This window comes from Methylobacterium indicum (genome assembly GCF_001043895.1).
GTDB lineage: Bacteria > Pseudomonadota > Alphaproteobacteria > Rhizobiales > Beijerinckiaceae > Methylobacterium > Methylobacterium indicum.
The window spans coordinates 1-12,588 of sequence record NZ_JTHF01000151.1 but is presented as its reverse complement, the minus strand read 5'-3'; the positions used below and the strand labels follow the sequence as shown (position 1 = coordinate 12,588).

Genomic DNA, 12,588 nt, shown 5'->3' with positions numbered 1-12,588 from the left:
ACCTGTTGCACCGTCGCAGACAAAGAGACGCTTCGCGGCTTTTCGTGCTGGATTCCGGATCTCCTTCCGCTTCGCTTCAGTCGTCCGGAAAAGAGGTTGGTTTGCAATGGGTCATGAAGCTTGGCTGCACGGTTCCCGGCCAGGGTCGTGTACCGTGGCAGACCAACGCTTCGCCCGCTTAGGTTCTTGTTTCGTCGCGGATTTTGTCGCCGAACCGGTATCCACTTCGGCGACATCTGCTGAGGCGGGTGCCCCCCGCACCAGGATCGGCGACCGATCCTCCGGCACGCTCGGTGCGGGGATGCCTTCGCCCGGACGGCGCGTCAGGCGGCCAGCTCGTCCTTCACGAACCGCCCGTCGATCATGATCGCCGGCATGTGCCGGCCCTGGCCGGTCAGCAGCGAGAGATCGGCCAGCGGATCGCCGTCGACCACGATCAGGTCGGCGAAGGCGCCCGGCGCCACCACGCCGGCCTTGCCCTCCAGGCGCACGACCTTGGCGGCGTTGACCGTGGCCGAGCGGATCACCTCGATCGCCGGCAGGCAGCGGCCGCGGATCACGAACTCTTCCGACTGGTGGCGGTGCATCTCGCCGAGCAGGTCGGTGCCGTAGGCCATCATCACGCCCGCCGCGTGCAGGGTCTCGAGGGCGGCAAGACCCGCCTCGCGCACGTCCTCGATCTTGGCGACCGAGGCCGGCGGCAAGCCCAGGGATGCGCCCTCCTTCGCGAGCGCGTCGAAGGTGACGTTGGTCGGCACCACGTAGGCGCCCTTGTCGCGGATCAGCCGCGCGGTCTCGGGCGTCACCAGGTTGCCGTGCTCGACCGAGATCACCCCGCACTCGACGGCCCGGCGGATCGCCGCGTCGGTGTAGAGATGGGCGGCGACGTAGGTCTGGGCATTGGTCGCCTCCTCGACGATCGCCCGCAGCTCGTCCACCGAGTAGCCCAGGAACGCGATCGGGTCGGTCGGCGAGGAGACGCCGCCATTGGCCATGATCTTGATGAAGTCGGCCCCGGCCTTGATCTCCTCGCGGGCCACGCGGCGCACCGCGTCGACCCCGTCGCAGACCCGGCCCATGGCGCCGAGCTTCGTGCCGTAGTGGCTCACGTCGCGGGAATGGTAGCGGCCGCGATAGTCGGTGTGGCCGCCGGTCTGCGACAGGGCCTTGCCGCAGATCACCAGCCGCGGGCCGTCGATCAGCCCTTCGCGCACCGCCATGACCAGCCCGTGATCGGCGCCGCCGAGGTCGCGCACGGTGGTGAAGCCGCGCATCAGCATCCCGCGCATGATCTTCGCGGTGCGCAGCGCCACCAGGGAATCCGGCAATTCGGCATTGGCGCCGAGGTCGGGGATCGTCGCGATGACGTGGACGTGGCAGTCGATCAGGCCCGGCATCAGGGTGCGCCCGGCGAGATCGATCACCCGCGCCGAGGAGGCGGTCAGCGGCTTGTCCGACACCTCCCGGATGATGCCCCCCTCGACCAGCACGTCGTGTCCGTCGAGGGCGGTGTCGTGGGTGCCGTCGAGGACCCGGGCGTTGCGGAACAGGACGAGGTCGGCGCTCATGCGGGCAGTCCCTTTGTCGTGCGGCGCGACCGGGGGATGAGGGCGCGCGGGCGTGGCGGCACACTGGACAGCGAGAAAAAAACAGGCAAGCTTGTTTTTTATTCAGGCGCTCATGGGCGGGAGGATCGGTGACGCAGACCGGACGGCAGCCCCAGGCGCGCAGCCTCGCGACCCGCGAGCGGCTGGTGCGCGCGACGATCGACGAGATCTACGCCGTCGGCTACCACGCCGCGACGACGCAACAGATCGCCGAGCGGGCGCAGGTCTCCCGCGGGGCGCTGCTGCACCACTTCCCGACCCGGGCCGACCTGGTGCTCGCGGCGCTCGAGACGGTGCTCGCCGACGGCACGGCCGAGATCAAGGCGGTCTCCCGGGACGTGCGCTCGGGGGCGCTGCCCCTCGCCGACTTCGTCGAGTTCCTGTGGCCGCTCTTCTCGGGCCGGTTCTTCCATCTCTCGATGGAACTCATCAACGAGTCCCGCACCGACGCGGACCTGCGGGACTGCCTGATCCCGGTGGTGCAGCGCTTCCACGCCGCCCTCGACGCGATCTGGGTCGAGTTCTGCGATTCCGACGCCCGGCCGCCGCGGCAGGCCCGGATCATCCTCAACCTGACGGTGAACCTGATGCGCGGCATGGGGGTGCAGACCGTGCTGCGGCCCGACCCGGACTATTACCGCGACCTGATCGAGGCCTGGAAGGCGGTGCTGCCGCAGCTCGTGGCCGGTCCGGCGGGGGATGCCGCCTTCGCGGATCCCCGCTTCCGCGAGGCGGTGGCGTGAACGTCCGGCATCCTGGCATCCATCTTGCCACAAGGGCAAACACCTGTCTTAAAAATAGGTCAGCTGCCGCGCCGGCGCCCGACCCGAACCCGTGAACCGCATGAGCGTCGCCTCCCTCTCCCCCGCAGCCGGTCCCGGCCTGTCGGTCCGGCTCGGCCGCATCGCCTTCCTGGCGGCGGTCGTCCTCGCCTACGCGATCGTGTTCGCGCCGATCGTGACGGTGATCGTGACCTCGTTCTTCGACCAGGAGATCGTCACCTTCCCGCCCGAGGGCGTGACCTGGCGCTGGTACCTCAACGCCTGGGCGCAGCGCGACTTCGCCCGCGGCTTCCTCACCTCGCTCCAGATCGCGCTGGCCGCCACCGCCATCGGCGTGCCCCTCGGCACGGCGGCCGCGCTCGCCCTGGTGCGGTCGAACCTCCCGGGGCGCGGCTTCCTCAACACCTTCCTGCTCGCGCCGCTGGCGGTGCCGGCGATCGTCGCCGGCTCGGCCCTCTACATGTTCACGCTCCGGGCCGAGGACTGGCTCGACATGGACATCAAGGCGACGCTGGGCGGTCTGGTGGCCGCCAACGTGCTGATCACGATCCCCTGGACGGTGCGCCTCGTCACCGCGAGCTTGGCGGGCCTCGACCGCGCGGCGGAGGAGGCGGCGGCCAATCTCGGCGCCCGGCCCTTCACGGTGTTTCGCCGCATCACGCTCCCGATGCTGCGGCCCGGCATCGTCGCCGCCGCCCTGTTCTCCTTCGTGGCGAGCTTCGAGAACCTCGAACTCAACCTCCTCCTCGTCGGCCCGGGGCGCACCACCCTGCCCGTCGCCATGCTGAGCTACCTGGAATTCCGAATGGACCCGACCCTGGCCGCCGTCGCGACCGCGCAGATCCTGATGGTGACGATCCTGATGCTGGTCACCGACCGCTTCGTGAAGCTGTCGCGGATCGTCTGATGGGCACGCTTCTCCTCGACGGCCTCACCAAGCGCTACGGCGAGGCCACCGCCGTCGCCGGCGTCGACCTCGACATCCGCCAGGGCGAGCTCGTCGCCCTCCTCGGGCCGTCGGGCTGCGGCAAGACCACGACGCTCCGCATGGTCGCGGGCTTCATCGAGCCGAGTGCCGGCCGGGTCGTGATCGGCGGGCGCGACGTGACGCGGCTGCCGCCTTACGCCCGCGACACCGGCATGGTGTTCCAGTCCTACGCGCTGTTTCCCCACATGAGCGTCGCCGACAATGTCGGCTTCGGGCTGGAGATGCGGAAGGTCGGCCGCGCGGAGCGCGACCGGCGCATCGCCGAGGCCCTGCGGCTGGTGCGCCTCGACGCCCTCGCCGACCGGCTGCCGCGCCAGCTCTCGGGCGGCCAGCAGCAGCGCGTCGCGCTCGCTCGCGCCCTGGTGGTGAGCCCGGCGGTGTTCCTCCTCGACGAGCCCTTGTCGAACCTCGACGCCAAGCTCCGCTCCGAGGTCGGCCTGGAGATCCGCGAGTTGCAGAAGCGGCTCGGCCTCACGACCCTGATGGTCACCCACGACCAGGACGAGGCCCTGGCGATGGCCGACCGGCTGGTGGTGATGGAGCACGGCCGCGTGCTCCAGGTCGGCAGCGCGGAAGACCTCTACGAGCGCCCGGCCAACACCTTCGTGGCCGGCTTCGTCGGCCGCTGCAACCTCCTCGACGGCACGCGCGAGGGCGCCGACGTGTTTCGCCTGGCGAGCGGCGCCGCGGTGCCGTGCGCGCCCGACGCGGCGGCGGCGGGCGGCAAGCTGGCGATCCGGCCCGAGCGGATTGCCGTCGCGCCCGATCCCGCCGGCACCGGGCGGCTGCGAGCCGTGACCTATCTCGGTGCGCGCACCGAGTACCACCTGGAATTGGCCGGCGAGGCGATCGTCGCGGTGAGCCCGACGCCGCTTCCCGACGATCCCCGCCGCCGCCTCGCGGCCGGCGATCCCGTCCGCATCACCTGGATCCCCGACGCCGCCCGCGTCATCCCGGCAGCAGAGAGCCCCGCCCGATGATCACCCGTCGCAATCTCATGGTCGGCAGCGCCGCCCTCGGCCTCGCCGGCACGCTGCCCGCCCGGGCCGAATCCTCGTCGATCGTCGTCGGCACCTGGGGCGGCGATTACGGCGCGCTGCTGCAGCAGAACATCGACGTGCCGCTGATGAAGCCGCAGGGCATCGAGGTGTCGCAGGACATCGCCAACCAGGATCCGCGCCGCACCAAGCTGATCGCCGAGCGCACCAGCCGCCGCGGCAGCATGGACGTCGCCTGCATCAACGACATCGACAGCTACATGCTGAGCCAGCTCGGCGTGCTGGAGACCGTGCCGGCCGCCGAGGTGCCGCGCCTGTCGCAGGTGATCGACGTGTTCAAGAAGCCGCACTCGATCCCGCACATCTACTCGGCCATGGTCATCCTCTACAACCCGAGCAAGGTCACGACCCCGCCGACCCGCTACGCCGACATCTTCGACCCCAAGTACAAGGGCCGGGTCGGCTTCTCCGACATCCTCTGGAACTTCAACATGGCCGGCGCCAATATCGGGGCCGGCGGCACCCCGACCGACTTCACCAAGGGCAAGGCGGCCCTGATGGACCTGAAGGCGCTCTCGCCGAAGGTCTATCCCTCGAACGAGACGCTGGCCGCGGCGCTCAAGTCCGAGGAGGTGTGGATCTCGCTGATGTGGCTCGCCCGCGGCTTCATGTGGAAGCAGGCCGGCATCCCGGTCGAGATGGCGATCCCCGAGGAGGGCGCCCTGCCGATCCTGTTCGAGGCCGGCGTGCCGAAGAACTCGCGGGCCAAGGACAGCGGCTTCAAGTACCTGAACGCCATGCTCGACGCGAAGGCCCAGGTCGCCTTCGCGCAGAAGATGGGCTACGTGCCGACCGTCAAGGACGCCAAGCTCCCGGACGATCTCGCCAAGCAGATCAGCCTGACGGAGGCCCAGCAGGCCAAGCTCCGCCCGCTCGACTACGCGACCATGCAGGCGCAGCAGGCGGCGTTCTCGGATTTCTGGAACAAGGAATTCAAGGGGTAGGCTGTCGGATCGACTCGTTACTCGCGATAGCCCTTTCATCCTCCGCGTCATTCCGGGGCCGCGAAAGCGGAGCCCGGAATCCAGAACCGCAGATGCTCGCGAACGGGGCGGGCCGCTGCCCGCATCGTCCTGAACCATCCGAGTGTCTGGATCCCGGGCTCCGCTTTCGCGGCCCCGGGATGACCCAGCGAGGTGGAGAGGTGAGTGCCGAACCTCTTCTCCCAGCAATCGACAAATCCCCAAGGCTAAAGGTCCGCCGTGTTCGCCCTCATCCTGCCGGCCTTCCTCGTCGTCGCCGCGCTCCTGGTCGGCCCGATGGTGCTGCTCGCGCGCATCTCGCTCAACGAATACAGCCCGACGCAGCTGATGGTCGAGGCGACGACGGCGCAGAACTACCTCAACGCGGTCGCCGACCCGTATTATCGCGGGGTGATGGGCACGACGCTCGTCATGGCCTTCACCTGCACGGCCCTGACCCTGGCGCTCGGCTTTCCCGCGGCCTACCGGCTCGCCCGGATGGAGAGCCGCTGGAAGAGCCTCGTCACCGTGCTGACCCTGATCCCGCTGCTGGTCGGCAACGTCGTGCGTGCGGCGGGCTGGCTCGGGCTCCTCGGCAACGACGGGCTCATCAACGCGACTTTGCGCGGCCTTCACATCACCGCGAGCCCGCTTCAACTGATCTACACGCCGGGCGCGGTCGCGGTCGGCACGATCGCCGTGGTGCTGCCCTACATGATCCTGACCCTGTCCTCGGTGATCGAGAGCATCCCGCGGGCGGTCGAGGAGGCGGCGGCCAATCTCGGCGCCAGCGCCTTCACGGTGTTTCGCCGGGTGGTGTGGCCGCTGGCGCTCCCCGGCACGGTGGCGGGCTGCGTCCTCGTCTTCATCCTGTGCATGAACACCTACGCGACCGCGGTGCTGCTCGGCGGCTCGCAGTTCAAGATGATGGCGCCCGCCGTCTACGACCAGTTCTCGAAGGGCATGAACTGGCCGTTCGGCGCGGCGCTGGCCTTCATCCTGCTCGGCGCGACCCTGGTGCTGACGGTGCTCGGCACCGCGCTGCTCGGCCGCCGCTACGCCCGCTGAGCGGACGCACGCCGCCCGGCACCTCGGCTGCCCTCAGCAGGCTTGCGTTGGCAGACCGACGCTTCGCCCGCTGAGGTGTTTGTCTTGTCGCAGATTTTTGCCGCCGAACCGGTGTCCACTTCGGCGAAATCTGCTGAAGCCGGCGACCGGGCCGGCGACCGGCGTTTAGATCTAACAAGAACACGGGAGATCCCCATGAGCGACGCCCCCATGCCTGAGACGATTCTCGCCGGCAACGAGCTCGCCGCCGAGCGCGCGAAGGCCGGCCAGCCGCCCCTGGTGCCCTCGACCTCCCGCGACCGCGGGATCGGGCCGCACGAGCGCCTGGTGCTGCGGGCCGCCACCGTCATCGACGGCACCGGCGCGCCGCCGATCGGCCCGACCGACATCGTGGTCGAGAACGGCCGCATCGTGCAGTTGAAGAAGGTCACCGGCAACCTCGCCAACAGCGCCAACCGGCCCGCGCCCGGCGATCACGAGATCGATTGCCGCGGCAAGTGGGTGACGCCCGGCTTCGTCGATTGCCATGCCCATGCCGGCGTCGCCTATCACGCCGCCAACGGCTGGGTGCCGCCGGTCGAGTACGTCTACAAGCTCTGGCTCGCCCACGGCGTGACGACGGTGCGCGAGATGGGTTCGTTCAACGGCCTCGACTGGATGCTCGACCAGAAGAAGCGCGCGGAGGCCAACGAGATCGCAGCACCCCGGCTGCTCGCCTACAGCTACTTCCCGGCCGTCAACGACATGCTGAAGCTGATCCACACCCCCGAGGAGGGGCGGGTGTGGCTGCGCAAGCTCAAGGAGCGCGGCGCCGACGGCGTGAAGTTCTTCGGGGCGCCCCCCGCCATCATGGAGGCGGCCCTCGACGAGTGCGCGAAGCTCGGGCTGAAGTCGGGCTGCCACCACGCCCAGATGGCGGTGACGCGGATGAACGCGCTCACCACCGCCGGCTGGGGCCTCACCAGCGCCGAGCATTATTACGGCCTGCCCGAGGCCCTGTTCGAGGATCGGGTCGTCCAGAACTTCCCGCTCGATTACGATTACAACGACGAGTATTTCCGCTTCTCGGTCTCCGGCCAGATGTTTCGGCAAGGCGCCGAGCCCGGTTCCAGGAAGTGGAACGAGACCCTGGAGCGGTTCCTGGAACTCGGCTTCACCTTCGTGCCGACCTTCACGATCTACGACGCCAACCGCGACCTGATGCGGGCGCGCCAGGCCGACTGGCACAAGGACTACACCTGGAAGTCGATGTGGGACTACTTCACGCCGCAGCGCGGCGGCCACGGCTCGTACTGGTATCGCTGGTCGACCCAGAACGAGATCGAGTGGAAGGAGAACTACCGGCTCTGGATGGCGTTCATCAACGAGTACAAGAACCGCGGCGGCCGGGTCTGCGCCGGCTCGGATTCAGGCTTCATCTACCAGATCTTCGGCTTCGGCTACATCCGCGAGCTGGAATTGCTGCAGGAGGCCGGCTTCCACCCGCTGGAGGTGGTGCGCGCCGCGACCTCGCAGGGCGCCGCCCTGTGCGGGCTGGAGGACGAGATCGGCACCGTCGAGGTCGGCAAGCGCGCCGACCTCTTGGTCCACGACCACAACCCGCTCACCGACTTCAAGCTGCTCTACGGCACCGGGGCGCTCCGCCTCGACGAGGCGACGAACGGCGCCACCTGGCACCGGGGCCTGAAATACACGATCAAGGACGGGGTCATCTACGACACCGCCGAGCTGCTCGCCGACGTGCGCACGCTCGTCAAGGCGACCTGGGACGAGGCGGTGCCGGCGCAATACGCGACCTCGCCGCAGGCGGCGCCGTGACCGACATCCTCGACGTCGTCGTCCTCACCGGCTTCCTCGGCTCCGGCAAGACGACGCTCCTGCGCGACTACCTCGCTCGTCCCGAGGCGGCCGATACCGCGATCATCGTCAACGAGGCCGGCGAGATCGGGCTCGACGGGCTGATCCTGCGCGAAAGCGGGGGGGACGTGCCGATGACGATGCTGGCCAATGGCTGCGTCTGCTGCCAGATGACCAGCGACCTCGCCCGCACCGTCGAGGCTTTGCTCGCCGCCGAGCGGCCGGAAGCCTCGGGGCCGCTGCGGCGGATCGTGCTGGAGACGAGCGGCCTGTCGAAGCCCGGCCCGGTCCTGCGCCAGCTGGCGAGCCTCGCCGGCTTCCCGATGCGGGTCTCGGTCCTCGCCACCTACGATGCGCTGCGCGGGCCCGACTCCGCCGCCTTCGCGGAGGCCGCCGCGCAATGGGCCGCCGCCCACCGCATCGTCGTGACGAAGCTCGACGCCGCATCCTCCGGCCGTCCGTCGGAGGCCATGTCCGAGGTCGCCGCCCTCAACCCGCTCGCCGTCATCGTGGCCGATCCCGACCGCGCGGCCGCGGTGGCGGCTGCCTTCGCGCCGCTCCCGGGGATCGGCCTCGATCCGGCGCTGCTCCAGGCGGAGCCCGCCGGCACACATCCCCGCGTCGCAGTCTGGCTCGCGCGGCCGTCCGCCCCCCTCCCCTACGACGATCTGGCGGCCTGGCTCGACAACCTCGCCGGCCATCTCGGCGAGCGCCTGCTGCGCCTCAAGGGCCTGGTGCGGGTCGTCGAATCGGACCGGCCGGTGCTGGTCGAGAGCGTCGGCACGCTGTTCTCACGTCCCCGCCCCTTCGGCCGGCCGGCCGAGGACGCGCCGGCCTTCCTGGTGGTGATCGCCCGCGACCTGGAGGCGGGCGAACTGGAGACAGTGGCGCCCACCGGCCTGTTCCGCTTCGCGCCGCGGGTGCCGGACACGCCCTTCGCCCGGGCGGGCGCGGGCATGCCGCGGGCGGACGCGGTTTGAGAGGTCTGGCGACGAATACCGGCCGCGCAGACCGACATTCATCGCACGCGCCCGCTCATCCCGGGGCTCGCCGAAGGCGGGAGCCCGGGATCCGGAACCGCAGTTCGTGCCGCACGGAAGCGGACCGGGATCCGCCCTGTTCTCGGCCACCTGTGTTCCTGGATCCCGGGCTCCGCTCCGCGGACCCGGGAATGACGCAGAGGGTTTCCGATCGTTTTGCCGGATCGAGAGTGTCCTGACCGCGCCGAAACGCCCTCAAGCCCCCGCCGGATAATCCGCCCCGCGGCTCACCGCTTCCGACGCTTCGATCTCCTTCAACCGTCCGCGCAGCCGCTCGGTCACCGCTTCGAAGCCGAAGGCGCCGAGCACCAGGTGGCGTGGCGGGGATGAAGTCTCGGTGAGCCGGATCATCGCCTCGGCGGCGCGCACCGGGTCGCCGGCCTGGGTCCCGCTCTTTTCCGCGGTGGATGCCATGCGGGCGCCCGCCGTCTCGGTGTAATCGGCGATGCGGCTCGGGGTCTGGACCAGCGAACGACCGGCCCAGTCGGTGCGGAACGGTCCCGGCTCGACGCAGGTGACCCGGATGCCGAGGGGCCCGACCTCGGCGGCGAGCGCGTCCGACCAGCCCTCGACCGCGTGCTTGCTGGCCGCATAGTAGCCCGAACCGGGAAACCCGATCAGCCCGGCGACCGACGTGATGTTGACGACGTGCCCGCTCTCTTGCGCCCGCATGACCGGCAGGACCGCGCGGGTGATCGCGAAGAGCCCGAACACGTTGGCGTCGAACTGGGCGCGGATCTTGTCCTCCTCGCCCTCCTCGACCGAGGCCTGGTAGCCGTAGCCGGCATTGTTGACGAGGACGTCGATGCGGCCGAACCGCTGCGTCGCCTGCGCCACCACCGCCGCGACCTGATCGGGCTTCGTCACGTCGAGGGGGAGCGCGAGCGCCCGGTCCTCGGCGCCGGACGCCAAGTCGGCGACGCGGGCGGCGTCGCGTGCCGTCACCACCGCGCGCCAGCCGCGGTCGAGGACGAGCCGGGCCAGTTCCCGGCCGAAGCCGGTGGAGCAGCCGGTGATGAGCCAGACGGGCGTCGCTGTCTGCGTCATGTCGTGAGGTCCCGTGGAGGCCGCCGATGGAGGGCGGCGCCGGATTCGATCGTCCGGGTTATCGTTCGCCCGCAGGCCGATGTTCCGCCCGCCTCGTCCGGGAGCGCCCTCCCCTCCCCCGGCCTCCGCGGACACCCCGCCGGGGTTTCCACCGGGAGACCGGAGCTCAGCCCCCGGGCGCGCTCGACGGGGCCCCCGCTTCGTGCTGTATCGCCCCGGCCGGGACGATCGCGGCGCGAACCGGATCGCGCCCGTCCCGGGACCCGTGGAGCGGAAGAGCCATCATCGTGTCGAATGCCCCGGAAGCGCCCGGACGGACGAAGGGCCTGCGCCGCGTCGTCCGGAACACGCTGGCCGGCCAGCTCACCTCCGAGATCCGGGCGGCCATCCTCGACGGGCATTTTCCGGCCGGCGGGCAGCTGAACGAGATGGCGCTCGCGACCCAGTTCGGCGTCAGCCGCGGTCCCGTGCGCGAAGCGATCCAGCGCCTCGTCCAGGAAGGCCTCCTGCGCGCCGAGCCCCATCGCGGGGTCTTCGTCGTCGATCTCGCCACCGGCGACATCGTCGACATCTACTTCACCCGAAAATCTCTCGAGATCGCGGCGATCCGGCGGGTGATGGCCGGCCCGGGCCGGGCCGTCCTGGCGCGGGAGCTCATGGAGCTGACGGACCGGATGGCGGTCCTGCTCGGCGCTGGCGACTGGGCGGAGATCGCCGATCTCGACCTGCGCTACCATCAGCGGATCGTCGAGGAGGCGCGGAGCGAGCGCCTGTCGCGTAGCTACGACACGCTCCAGGCCGAGACCCGCCTGTGCCTGCGGCTCATGATGGCGGGCTACCGCCAGAACCGGGCGCTCGTCGAGGAGCACGAGCGCCTCGCCCACTTCATCGGGCACGGCCACCCGGACGAGACGGAGGCGGAGATGGACGAGCATTTCGGCGATCCCGTCCGTATCCTGGAGCGCGGCCGGATGGCGATGCGCAGCGGCAGGGCCTGAGGCCCGGACAGGGGGCTTCAGCCGCGCGCCGGGATCCGCGCGATCGCCTTGATCTCGAAGGCGAAGCCCGCGAGCCAGGTCACCCCGACGGCGGTCCAGTTCGGGTAGGGCGCCGCGCCGATCGCGCGGTCGCGCACCCGCATTACCGCGTCGAACTGCGCCTCCGGGTCGGTGTGGAAGGTCGTCACGTCGACCACGTCGGCGAAGGAGCAGCCCGCCGCCGCCAGCACGGCGTCGAGCCGGGCGAAGGCGAGCGCGACCTGGGCCTCGAAGTCGGGCTCGGGCGAGCCGTCCTCGCGGCTGCCGACCTGGCCGGAGACGAACAGGAGGTCGCCGGAGCGGATCGCCGCCGAGTAGCGGTGCTTGTCGTAGAGCGCCTGCCGTCCGGGCGGAAAGATCGCCTCGCGGGTCGGCATCGGGGTCACGGTCGTCTGCGGCATGGATTGCTCCTTCGCTCTCGAGTTCGATATACGAGACGTATGCGAAAGAGCATGGATACGCGCCGTATGTCAATTCACATACGATGTGTATGTCGAGGGAGGGGGAAGCCGTGGCCGGACGACGCGCGCAAGGGATGGAGGAGACGAGGGAAAAGCTCCTGCGAGCCGCCCGCCAGGCCTTCGCCGCGAAGGGCTACGCGGCGGCCTCGATGGACGACCTGACCGCCGAGGCCGGCCTGACGCGGGGCGCGCTCTATCACAATTTCGGCGACAAGAAGGGCCTGCTCCAGGCGGTCATCGACCGGATCGACGCCGAGATGGCGGCGCGCCTCCGCGTCGTCGGCGAGCGGGCCGAGACCCCGTGGCAGGGCCTCCTCGACGAGTACCGGGCCTATATCGAGATGGCGCGGGAGCCCGAGATCCAGCGCATCGTGCTCCTCGACGGGCCGGCGGTGCTGGGCGATCCCTCGACCTGGCCGAGCCAGAATGCCTGCCTCGCCGAGACGACGCGCCGCATCCGGAGTCTCGTCGCCGACGGCGCGATCCCACCCGTCGACCCGGAGGCGGCGGCACGCCTCCTCGCCGGTGCCTCGCTCCATGCCGCCCTCTGGGTCGCGGCGTCGGACGCGCCGGAGACGACGTTGGAGAGGGCCCTCGACGCGTTCCGGCGCCTCGCCGAGGGGCTGTCGCGGCCGTAAGGCCTCGCCTTGACACCCGCTCCCCCGCCCCCCACTGTCCTCC

The 12,588-nt window shown here is 70.2% G+C and carries 12 protein-coding genes; 9 read left to right on the top strand and 3 right to left on the bottom strand.

Going from position 1 to position 12,588, the window contains the following annotated elements; translation table 11 throughout:
• Positions 1-323: 323 nt before the first annotated feature.
• Positions 324-1,568, bottom strand: a complete 1,245-nt coding sequence (locus QR78_RS18420; protein ID WP_048429017.1) for a metal-dependent hydrolase family protein — start codon at positions 1,566-1,568, stop codon at positions 324-326.
• Positions 1,569-1,696: 128 nt separating this feature from the next.
• Here QR78_RS18420 and QR78_RS18415 point away from each other — a divergent pair, with 128 nt between their 5' ends.
• The 7 genes from QR78_RS18415 to QR78_RS18385 all read left to right on the top strand — a co-directional run bounded on the left by QR78_RS18415 (position 1,697) and on the right by QR78_RS18385 (position 9,302).
• Positions 1,697-2,350, top strand: coding sequence for a TetR/AcrR family transcriptional regulator (locus tag QR78_RS18415; protein WP_048429016.1), 654 nt, complete (start codon positions 1,697-1,699; stop codon positions 2,348-2,350).
• A gap of 100 nt (positions 2,351-2,450) precedes the next feature.
• Entirely contained in the window at positions 2,451-3,296 is an 846-nt protein-coding gene (locus QR78_RS18410; protein ID WP_048429015.1) for an ABC transporter permease, read from the top strand.
• Positions 3,296-4,357, top strand: coding sequence for an ABC transporter ATP-binding protein (locus QR78_RS18405; RefSeq protein WP_048429014.1), 1,062 nt, complete (start codon positions 3,296-3,298; stop codon positions 4,355-4,357). The genes QR78_RS18410 and QR78_RS18405 overlap by 1 nt, the downstream gene beginning before the upstream one ends.
• The gene (locus QR78_RS18400; RefSeq protein ID WP_048429013.1) at positions 4,354-5,379 is read left to right on the top strand and encodes an extracellular solute-binding protein; all 1,026 of its coding nucleotides are present in this window, start codon (positions 4,354-4,356) and stop codon (positions 5,377-5,379) included. Before QR78_RS18405 ends, QR78_RS18400 begins: the two co-directional genes overlap by 4 nt.
• Before the next feature lie 258 nt (positions 5,380-5,637).
• On the top strand, positions 5,638-6,465 hold the full coding sequence (locus tag QR78_RS18395) for an ABC transporter permease (protein WP_048429012.1): 828 nt from the start codon (positions 5,638-5,640) through the stop codon (positions 6,463-6,465).
• A gap of 195 nt (positions 6,466-6,660) precedes the next feature.
• Positions 6,661-8,283 (top strand): amidohydrolase family protein, encoded by a 1,623-nt coding sequence (locus tag QR78_RS18390; protein WP_048429011.1) that lies wholly within the window; start codon positions 6,661-6,663, stop codon positions 8,281-8,283.
• Entirely contained in the window at positions 8,280-9,302 is a 1,023-nt protein-coding gene (locus QR78_RS18385) for a CobW family GTP-binding protein (RefSeq protein WP_048429010.1), read from the top strand. Before QR78_RS18390 ends, QR78_RS18385 begins: the two co-directional genes overlap by 4 nt.
• A gap of 255 nt (positions 9,303-9,557) precedes the next feature.
• Here QR78_RS18385 and QR78_RS18380 read toward each other — a convergent pair whose 3' ends face one another.
• Positions 9,558-10,409 (bottom strand): oxidoreductase, encoded by an 852-nt coding sequence (locus QR78_RS18380; protein ID WP_048429009.1) that lies wholly within the window; start codon positions 10,407-10,409, stop codon positions 9,558-9,560.
• A 287-nt stretch (positions 10,410-10,696) separates the two neighbouring features.
• Between QR78_RS18380 and QR78_RS18375 the strand changes: the two genes are divergently transcribed.
• The gene (locus tag QR78_RS18375; protein ID WP_122984086.1) at positions 10,697-11,407 is read left to right on the top strand and encodes a GntR family transcriptional regulator; all 711 of its coding nucleotides are present in this window, start codon (positions 10,697-10,699) and stop codon (positions 11,405-11,407) included.
• Positions 11,408-11,424: 17 nt separating this feature from the next.
• Here QR78_RS18375 and QR78_RS18370 read toward each other — a convergent pair whose 3' ends face one another.
• A complete protein-coding gene (locus tag QR78_RS18370) occupies positions 11,425-11,823 on the bottom strand; it encodes a RidA family protein (RefSeq protein ID WP_048429018.1) in 399 nt (132 codons plus the stop codon).
• A gap of 113 nt (positions 11,824-11,936) precedes the next feature.
• Here QR78_RS18370 and QR78_RS18365 point away from each other — a divergent pair, with 113 nt between their 5' ends.
• Positions 11,937-12,545 carry a TetR/AcrR family transcriptional regulator gene (locus QR78_RS18365; protein ID WP_202972802.1) on the top strand — a complete coding sequence of 203 codons (609 nt, stop codon included), beginning with the start codon at positions 11,937-11,939 and terminating at the stop codon, positions 12,543-12,545.
• The last annotated feature ends 43 nt before the right edge of the window (positions 12,546-12,588 follow it).